Annotated in this window: 8 protein-coding genes; 3 read left to right on the top strand and 5 right to left on the bottom strand. The window is 40.8% G+C overall.

The features are described 5' to 3' along the window. Positions 1–233: 233 nt before the first annotated feature. From CK510_RS22685 to CK510_RS32945, 5 genes are all read right to left on the bottom strand, one after another. On the bottom strand, positions 234–1,148 hold the full coding sequence (locus CK510_RS22685) for an MBL fold metallo-hydrolase (protein ID WP_095723847.1): 915 nt from the start codon (positions 1,146–1,148) through the stop codon (positions 234–236). Positions 1,149–1,159: 11 nt separating this feature from the next. Continuing rightward, a complete protein-coding gene (gene panD / locus CK510_RS22680) occupies positions 1,160–1,543 on the bottom strand; it encodes an aspartate 1-decarboxylase (protein WP_095723846.1) in 384 nt (127 codons plus the stop codon). Between the two features lie 92 nt (positions 1,544–1,635). Further along, positions 1,636–2,148 (bottom strand): inorganic diphosphatase, encoded by a 513-nt coding sequence (locus tag CK510_RS22675; protein ID WP_095723845.1) that lies wholly within the window; start codon positions 2,146–2,148, stop codon positions 1,636–1,638. A gap of 177 nt (positions 2,149–2,325) precedes the next feature. Beyond that, positions 2,326–2,769: a Fur family transcriptional regulator gene (locus CK510_RS22670; RefSeq protein ID WP_095723844.1), complete on the bottom strand. Its 444-nt coding sequence runs from the start codon at positions 2,767–2,769 to the stop codon at positions 2,326–2,328. Between the two features lie 1,212 nt (positions 2,770–3,981). Beyond that, positions 3,982–4,137, bottom strand: coding sequence for a hypothetical protein (locus CK510_RS32945; RefSeq protein WP_211293265.1), 156 nt, complete (start codon positions 4,135–4,137; stop codon positions 3,982–3,984). A 28-nt stretch (positions 4,138–4,165) separates the two neighbouring features. Here CK510_RS32945 and CK510_RS22665 point away from each other — a divergent pair, with 28 nt between their 5' ends. From CK510_RS22665 to CK510_RS22660, 3 genes are all read left to right on the top strand, one after another. Further along, positions 4,166–6,460: a DUF8189 domain-containing protein gene (locus CK510_RS22665; RefSeq protein WP_095723843.1), complete on the top strand. Its 2,295-nt coding sequence runs from the start codon at positions 4,166–4,168 to the stop codon at positions 6,458–6,460. A gap of 424 nt (positions 6,461–6,884) precedes the next feature. Next, positions 6,885–7,022 carry a hypothetical protein gene (locus CK510_RS32940; RefSeq protein WP_211293264.1) on the top strand — a complete coding sequence of 46 codons (138 nt, stop codon included), beginning with the start codon at positions 6,885–6,887 and terminating at the stop codon, positions 7,020–7,022. Next, positions 7,000–7,470, top strand: a complete 471-nt coding sequence (locus CK510_RS22660; protein WP_095723842.1) for a CRR6 family NdhI maturation factor — start codon at positions 7,000–7,002, stop codon at positions 7,468–7,470. The genes CK510_RS32940 and CK510_RS22660 overlap by 23 nt, the downstream gene beginning before the upstream one ends. Positions 7,471–7,692 lie beyond the last annotated feature (222 nt).

Genomic DNA, 7,692 nt, shown 5'->3' with positions numbered 1-7,692 from the left:
GCGCGTTACCAGGCTGGAGCCTGTTAACGAGAGGGTGAGGGTCTTCACCCCTCAACAATTAGCCAACAGTATCCTTGATGAGGGGAGAGGTTAGAGAGGGGTTCCATATTAGTCTTTTTCAATATTTTCTATCTTGAATTGGGAAATCTCGCAACTTTATTTCATTAACTATTTAAGTTTGTCCTTTTAGATTGAATAGATTGGTACAAATCTCTCACTTTTCCTACTTGTATTTAGCCTTTATCGATTTTTATAATCAAACCTTCATGTGCTAATTCAGCTTTGGCAAAAACAGATTGAATTTTGACTTGTACATCATCAAGGAAATCATCATCATCATCAGGATGATGCTGGGAAAGCACCAATTTTTTAACCCCACTATTATTTGCTAAATTGAGGGCTGTTTCCCAATGAAAATCAAAATCTTTGTCTTTTCTCGGTGTTAATTCAATATAAGTTGCATTAGAAATCAATAAATCAACACCTTGAGTTAATTCGAGAATACCCTTAGCAATAGATTCAGAATGAGCATCAGATTCTTTACTCAAATCAGTCAAATAGGCAACGCTATAATCTTGCCAATTGACTCGATAACCGATGGATTTCTGATTTTGATTAATTAAAGCTGTAGTTACAATCACATCATCATTAATGTTGATAACCTGTCCAGGATTAAAGTGATTAAACTTTAACTCTGACTGCATTACCTGTAATGGGTAGGGAAAGTGAGGCTGTAACATTTGGTCATACAAACATTGTTTAATAGATGCACTATTAGAAGCCGCAGTACCGTAAATATAAAGGTGATTTTCTGGGATAAATGCTGGAGCAAAAAACGGAAAACCTTGAATGCGGTTGGATTGGGAATTGGTAAAAAATAAATGTGCTTCGAGTTTATTGTGGTTTCTCAAGCTTTTGCCTAAGTTTCGTAAACCAGTACCACCATCAAAAATCAGGCGTTTTCCAGCTACGAACATCTCGACACAGGTAGTATTTCCACCATAACGACGGGTGTCACTACTCGGTGTGGCAATTAAACCCCGTACACCCCAAATTTGTACGGTGAAATTTCCCATTTGGCTCTCCAAAGGGGAAGCTTCTGCTTGATTTAAGTGAATTTGAGGATGCGATATCTCAAAATTTGACATTGTTTTGGAAATTAGGTCTGACTGAGCAAGTCATCATAGCGTCGTACTTCTGACAGTCGGTTTTGTCCATCTACGATGACAACTGTAGGAGAGTACGATTTTAACTCATCTAAACTAAACTGCCCGTAAGACATTATAATCAAGCGATCGCCCGAAATGCCTAGACGTGCCGCAGCCCCATTTAACTCAATTGCCCCAGAATTGGCTGGTGCGGAAATCGCATAAGTCGTGAAACGCTGACCATTGGTAACGTTCACTACATGCACTTGCTCAAAAGGAACAATTCCAGATTTTTCTAATAAAGTTTGGTCAATGCTAATACTACCAATGTAATTAATATTTGCTGCCGTGAGGGTGCAGTTATGAATTTTTGCCAGAAGAAGTGTCCTGTGCATTGTAAATAGTTAGGAGTTAGGAGTTAGGAGTTAGGAGTTAGGATATAAATGTATGTAGAGACGACCCACTGAGTCGTCCCTAGCTCCATAAATTATTTAGAGACTGCTTTGATACACTTATCTACAAGAGGTTGAACTGTTTCAACATCTTGCCAACCACGAATTTCTGTGACTTTCTTTTCCAAATTTTTGTAAGTGCGGAAAAATTCGGCAATTTCGTCTAATTTGTGTGGTGCGATGTCTTTAAGTGATTTTACGTGAGCGTAGCGTGGATCTTTGTCGGGAACGCAAAGAATTTTTTCGTCGCGATCGCCTCCATCAATCATTTCTAACATCCCGATTGGTCTTGCTGCAATCACACACCCTGGAAAAGTTGGTTCATCCATGATTACCATTCCATCTAAAGGGTCGCCATCATCAGCTAAAGTGTTGGGAACGAATCCGTAATCATAAGGATATTTCACCGAAGAATAAAGCACTCTGTCTAAAGCAAATGCATTTAAATCCTTATCAAATTCGTATTTATTTTTGCTCCCACCTGTAATTTCAATTAGAACATTAATTATACCTGGTTTTGGTTGGGCAGGAATACGGGACAAATCCACAATTTTCTCTCCTATGGTTATGCAAAAATCGAGCAATCAAACTGATTCCCCGTCTAGAATTTTAGAATTAATTGGTACACTTTCTTATATTTACTTGGGATTGGGCATTGGGAATTGGGAATTGGGGATTGGGTAGATTTCCTCTTACCTTTTACCTTGCCCTTTGCCCTTTGCCCTTTAAGAGTTGCGATATCCGAAAAAATTGATGCTATATTCGGTAATTTTGACTCCGCTTTGCTCTTCAATTTTACGAATCAATTCTTCGGGTAGTTCTACATGCACGTCGAGAATTTGATTTGTATCTAAACAATTAATGTGGCTGTGGGAATCGCTAATATTGCCGTATAAGCGTCCATCACAACGCTCGACACATTCAATGATTCCCTGTGATGATAAAGCTTCTAAGTTCTGATAAACTGATGTGTGACCGATGCCTTTGCCTTGATGATTTAGGCGATCGTAGATTTCACGCGCCGAAAGGTGTTCTTCAGCTTGCCACAGTAATTCTAAAATAAAACGACGTTGGCGGCTAACACGCATACCCAAATTTTGGCATCGCTCTAATGCATCTTCGAGCGAACGTATGGGTTTTGAAGTTGTTGATGTCGTTAAATTTTGCATATGTGGATTTGTTAACGTTTGGATATTTTTCGCTACGAGAGTGCTTTTTATTTTTTTATGCAACTATTTTGCAATTAATACTAATTCTATCGCTACTTGTATTTCAATATACGATGCCCCTTTTCCTAGCTTAATTGCAGGAGTTACCAGTGTTAATATCTGCACTATTGAATCAGCAAATACCAAAATTGCAGTTTGATACCTGTAATTTTCAACTCGTTTTAATAAACAGCGTATCAGTTGCTTTTGTTAGTTATATATCTAATTCGTACTCATTACAACTTTAGCTTAAAATTCAAGCAAGCGTCTATCAATAGGTAATTATCGAGTTTTTCTGATTGCAATCAAAGGGAATAAAGCCATCGGTTTGACTTTGAGAGTTCTTTAAAAAGAATTTCAGTATCCTTACTCTGTAAAAGTCTTACAGAAAATAAAATATTTTAATTTATATGCTTACTAACCATATGATTCATAAGGGTGGGGAGACCCCACCCCTACAATAAGGGAATACCAAAAAATAAATTACTCAATAAATGTAGGGTGGGTTACGAGAAGCTCTAACCCACCATTGTTAGATTGATGGTGTGTTAAGGACTATAGTGCTAACACATCTACAACGAAATTGGAGATTTTTTTATTTGGAAGTCCCTAATTGGGGCTGGACATTTTTTGGTGTTCCCTAAGAACTTTCCCAAGTCGAACCCAATTGCCTTTGTGTACAGGACAAAACCACTCAATAACTGAAAAAAATAATCCTGAAAAAAAGTTGCCAATCTCAATGCTGGGTGACATAATGTAGGGGTCACACTCAGTAGGGGTGTGAGCAATCATGGGTAAGACCCATCTAAAAAGCGAAAAGCCAACTCAACAACTGCATAGCGCTTCAATTTTATAATAGTACTGTGATTTACACTGAACTTGCAAATAGCTTCAGTAAATTATTCAGTGTAATTACGTATTCACATCAGCATTAAAAATGCTCATAATATCAGGCAAAGCAACTCAGTAAAAGCTGATGTGCGAATTCCTCCCTGACAAGTCAAAAGCCTATCAATACTGGTGAAAGGTGAGTTAACGAGGATTAGAGATAAAGGGGTACAGCCCGGAAAAATAAAGGTAAAAATAGGTAACTTTCCTTACCTTCATTTTTTTGGCTATATTTTTTTGTCTTTTTTCTAAACCTCATCTTTTACCCTTATTTCCAACCAGGCTTTATTGCTGCTCACGGTGAATACAACATGCGGGCAAAATTATACAAATAGCCGCACTACAAGCAATGTCATATAGCGATCGCAATTTATTTGTAAAACTGCAACTCAAATTATCTGCTATTGCAACATTTTGTTGAGCAATGAATCTGTGACTCAACTAAACCAAGTTTTAAAAGGATAAAAATATGCAAAATAATGAATCTAACGCTCCCAATGGCAGCGTTAATGGAAATGAAAATGGTAACGGTAACGGCAAAGCAAAACAGCCGAAACCACCGGGAAATAGTAATAATATGCCATCCCTAAGCATGGATGCACCCCGCCGCAGAAGCGAAATGACCAATAGTGACATGAATGCTGCTGATAATTACAGTGCCATGCAAAAAGTGCTTGTAGAATTGCGAGTATCTAGAAATCAAGGTGTAATGGGTGTATCTGAAGGAGTTAACACCAACGTTGCCAGTTTTCAACTCGATACCAACTACGAACCAGTGCCAGTTGCTGCAACTAGTGACCTTACTCCAAGTATTTTGGCTGCTAACGAAGAAACTTACATCATCCGGGGTGAAATCGAAGAGCGCAGCATCCGCGAACTCGAAGCCCAGCCCAACGTCGTTAAAGTCTACAAAGACACCCCAATTGCAGCCTTTAATCCCCCAGTTTTGGAAAAAACAACCAACGATTTAGTCAAACCAATGGACGGTAAAGGCAACTGTCCCGTCGGCACTTGCGACTGTTCCCCAACGGTAGCTAAAGGTGCGATCGCAGATGTGGCAAAATACTTTGGTGTAGACCAAATCTGGGCGGCTGGATTTCGCGGTCAAGGTGTTGTGGTTGGTGTCGTTGACGGTGGGATTACAGCTGAAGGTCGCAACGTAGAACCAATGGAAGGGATTCGTCGCATTCCCAATGTAATCGGTGGACCAGCAGCAGACTGGGGAACTAAAGCCCGTTCTTGGGGCGAACATGGTAATATGTGCGCCACTGACATTTTGGGTATGGCTCCAGAAGCAAAGTTATACGACTGTCGCATTGCTGGTGGTGATTCCATATCGAATGCATTGGCAGTGTTTAACTGGGCAATTAATCAATACCGCATTGATGGTACACCCCACATCCTTTCTAATAGCTGGGGAATCTACCAAAAAAATTGGGATGAATTTTACGCCACAAACCCTGACCACCCTTTTACCCGCAAAGTAGTTGAAACTATCAACGAAGGAATCATCGTTATATTTGCGGCTGGAAACTGCGGTAGCACCTGTCCAGCAGACCGTTGTGGTGGTGACACAGGTCAAGGTAAGAGTATTTGGGGTGCAAACGGACACCCACTGGCAATTACAGTTGGTGCTGTGAATAAAGAAGAGCAATTTGTTGGCTACAGCAGCCAAGGACCCGCAGCACTCGACCCCAACAAACCTGATTTTTGTTCTGTAACACACTTCCGAGGTTATTTTGGCAGCGATAACGGTACTTCAGCAGCTTGTCCAATTGCAGCTGGCGTGGCAGCATTACTCAAGCAAGCAAAACCCAGCATCAAACAAGAAGAATTAAAGAATCTACTCAAGCAAACCGCAAAAAATCTGGGTGAACCTGGTTTTGACCAACATACAGGTGCGGGTGTAATTCAGCCAAAAGTTGCTTTTGATGCATTACAGCCGAACGTACCTAAGTGGGGAGAATGGGAAAGCTTGGGTGGTAACGGCTTCTCGGCTCCTGCTGCTGTGGCTTTGGGTGAAAAGAGCCTGAATGCATTTGTGATTGCTGGTGATAGTGCCCTGTATCAAAAAACATGGGATGGCACAGTTTGGAGTAGCGAATGGACAAGCTTAGGTGGTTTCGGACTTTCTGCACCAGCTGCGATCGCAATTGGTTCTAATCGCATCGATACTTTTATTATCGGACAAGAACGTCGATTGCTGCGGAAGACTTGGAACGGTTCAGCTTGGGGTGAATGGGAAAACCTGGGTGGTTTCTGCAAACAAGGTATTGCGGTTACTAATTTAGGTGAAAAACGCCAGGATGTATTTACAATTGGCGCAGATAATGCAGTCTACCAAATGACTTGGGATGGTAGCGCTTGGACTGACTGGACAAGCTTAGGTGGTTTCGGACTTTCTGCACCTGCGGCAGCATCCTGCGGTGAAAATAGAATTGACTTGTTTGTACGTGGTAGTGACCATGCAATTTACCAAAAGTCTTGGAATGGTACAGCTTGGAGTGAATGGACAAGTTTAGGTGGTTTGTGGTTGTATGCACCTGCTGTTGCTTCCTGGGGTGCAAACCGCTTGGATGTGTTTGCAGTGGGTACAGATAATGCTGTTTATCGCAAATATTCTGATGGAATTACTTGGGGTAATTGGGAAAAAATCGGTGGTACGAGTATTTCGTCACCAGCTGCGGTTTCCCGTGGTGCGAATAAGTTAGATGTGTTTGTGGTGGGTGGTGATAATTCGATTTACCGCAATTCTCTGGGTTAGCTCGATGGAACCTCTCCCTGATTTTTGCTACGCAAAAATCGTCCTTCCCCTGCGAGGGGAGGGATAAGAGTAGAGCAAAATTTTGATATCTTAAGTCTCTCTCCTTGCAGGAGAGAGATTTAGAGAGAGGTCATATTTTATTCGTCGAATTTACGTATTACTGAATAACTTTGAAGGATGGATGGGTGGGTGGGCTTGTGATGTGTGTGGTGTGAGAAGTGTCGGGTGAACACCTGTTTGCCCATTATTTAATCCTAGTTTCTGGCTTGAAATTCCTTGTATTCCCTATTAGTGAATTGGCATGAAACTCCTGATTGTTAGATTTGTCTTTCCCTTTTTAGTGACTTTGGCTGTTCCCTAATTTCCCTAAATTTAGTGAAAAAGCCAAAGCAAAATCCCTACAATGACTCGGCTATAGATTTAGATGCGTGATGTACAGACGCGATATCGTAATGATGTCGCGTTTTTTCTGATTTTTTCCTTTCCCCTTGACCCTTTTCCTGCTACGCTAAGTTCTCGAACCTGCTTGATGACTGCAAATGGCTATTGCGATCGCGCTTAATTCTAATCACATTAATACCCTCGATTTATCGCCCGCGACTGAGGCGATCGAGCAAATTCTGGCTGAGGGTACGCTTGTTTCCTCCGAACAACAGTTAAGCTTCAATATTGATTATCTCAGAGAACCGGGCGACCCCAGGGAATTGTCGGAAATACCGGAAGTTCGTCTTTGGTTTATCCGGATCGATTCCCGTTATCCTTGGTTGCCTTTTTTACTGAATTGGCAAGATAAGGAATTTGCTCGTTATAGTGCAATGCTTGTACCACATCAGTTTTCTAAAGATGGAATTCAGTATAATCCCGAAGCTTTAGAGATGTTTTTAATGCATAAAATTTTTGTTTTAGGTGATTGGCTCAAACAGCAAGGTATACCCCATCAATCTCGCTTGAAATCGATGGCGCAATTGTTGGGTTATGAATTGGAAGATGAGTTGTTTGAGATATTTTAATAAAGGATTGGGAGAAGTTACTGTTGAAGGGGGTTTAGCGTCTTGCTGTCATCTATGCTCTTGTTGGTAGTAACGCCGCAATAATTTTCGCAATTTCCTTAAATTCTCCTTAAATTACCACTTTGTGCGTGATAAACCTCGTCTACGTTGAAAACCGTAGTTTTTCTTCATCTTCTTCAAGATGATTTTTTACCCACAAGCGATCGCTAATTTCAAACGGAT

Source organism: Brunnivagina elsteri CCALA 953, from assembly GCF_002289455.1.
Classification (GTDB): domain Bacteria; phylum Cyanobacteriota; class Cyanobacteriia; order Cyanobacteriales; family Nostocaceae; genus Brunnivagina; species Brunnivagina elsteri.
The sequence above is the reverse complement of the archived record's forward strand: the minus strand, read 5'-3'. Positions and strand labels throughout refer to the sequence as shown.

Bases quoted from the DNA above. Each gene is read 5' to 3' on its own strand.
- CK510_RS22685 (WP_095723847.1), bottom strand. From the start codon at position 1,148: ATGTCAAATTTTGAGATATCGCATCCTCAAATTCACTTAAATCAAGCA.
- panD (WP_095723846.1), bottom strand. From the start codon at position 1,543: ATGCACAGGACACTTCTTCTGGCAAAAATTCATAACTGCACCCTCACG.
- CK510_RS22670 (WP_095723844.1), bottom strand. From the start codon at position 2,769: ATGCAAAATTTAACGACATCAACAACTTCAAAACCCATACGTTCGCTC.
- CK510_RS22665 (WP_095723843.1), top strand. From the start codon at position 4,166: ATGCAAAATAATGAATCTAACGCTCCCAATGGCAGCGTTAATGGAAAT.
- CK510_RS32940 (WP_211293264.1), top strand. From the start codon at position 6,885: ATGCGTGATGTACAGACGCGATATCGTAATGATGTCGCGTTTTTTCTG.
- CK510_RS22660 (WP_095723842.1), top strand. From the start codon at position 7,000: ATGGCTATTGCGATCGCGCTTAATTCTAATCACATTAATACCCTCGAT.